Source organism: Enterobacter cloacae complex sp. S1, assembly GCF_014930525.1.
GTDB classification, from domain to species: Bacteria; Pseudomonadota; Gammaproteobacteria; order Enterobacterales; family Enterobacteriaceae; genus Enterobacter; species Enterobacter hormaechei_C.
In genome coordinates, this window is the sequence record NZ_JADBRE010000057.1 from 1 (window position 1) to 1,091 (window position 1,091).

1 protein-coding gene is annotated in these 1,091 nt (G+C 53.5%); it reads right to left on the bottom strand.

Annotated features, from left to right (window positions below; translation table 11 throughout):
* Window positions 1–1,091, bottom strand: a 1,091-nt coding sequence (gene tuf / locus IM290_RS21295; protein ID WP_048338906.1) for an elongation factor Tu, incomplete at both ends; no start/stop codon positions are given.

Genomic DNA, 1,091 nt, shown 5'->3' on the forward strand with positions numbered 1-1,091 from the left:
AGAACTTTAGCAACAACGCCCGCGCCAACGGTACGGCCGCCTTCACGGATTGCGAAACGCAGACCGTCGTCCATCGCGATTGGGTGGATCAGCGTCACAACCATCTTGATGTTGTCGCCTGGCATTACCATCTCTACGCCTTCTGGCAGTTCGATGGTACCGGTCACGTCAGTTGTACGGAAGTAGAACTGTGGACGGTAGCCTTTGAAGAACGGAGTATGACGGCCGCCTTCGTCTTTGGACAGAATGTACACTTCAGATTCGAACTTGGTGTGTGGCTTGATTGAGCCTGGCTTCGCCAGTACCTGACCACGTTCGATTTCTTCACGTTTGATACCACGCAGCAGAACACCAACGTTCTCACCAGCACGGCCTTCGTCCAGCAGTTTGCGGAACATTTCAACGCCAGTACAGGTAGACTTCGCAGTCTCTTTGATACCAACGATTTCAACTTCTTCACCCACTTTGATGATACCGCGCTCTACACGACCGGTAACAACGGTACCACGACCGGAGATGGAGAATACGTCTTCGATTGGCAGCAGGAATGGCTTGTCAATCGCACGCTCTGGTTCTGGGATGTAAGAATCCAGGTAGCCAGCCAGTTCGATGATTTTCGCTTCCCACTCTGCGTCGCCTTCCAGCGCTTTCAGCGCGGAACCACGAACGATTGGAGTGTCGTCGCCTGGGAAATCGTACTGAGACAGCAGTTCACGAACTTCCATCTCTACCAGTTCCAGCAGCTCTTCGTCATCAACCATGTCGCATTTGTTCAGGAACACGATGATGTAAGGAACGCCTACCTGACGACCCAGCAGGATGTGCTCACGAGTCTGAGGCATAGGGCCGTCAGTCGCAGCAACAACCAGGATCGCGCCGTCCATCTGCGCAGCACCGGTGATCATGTTTTTAACATAGTCGGCGTGGCCTGGGCAGTCTACGTGTGCGTAGTGGCGAGTCGGGGTGTCATACTCAACGTGAGAGGTGTTGATGGTGATACCACGAGCTTTTTCTTCTGGTGCGTTATCGATCTGGTCGAAAGCACGAGCAGCACCGCCGTAGGTTTTAGCCAGTACGGTAGTGATTGCAGC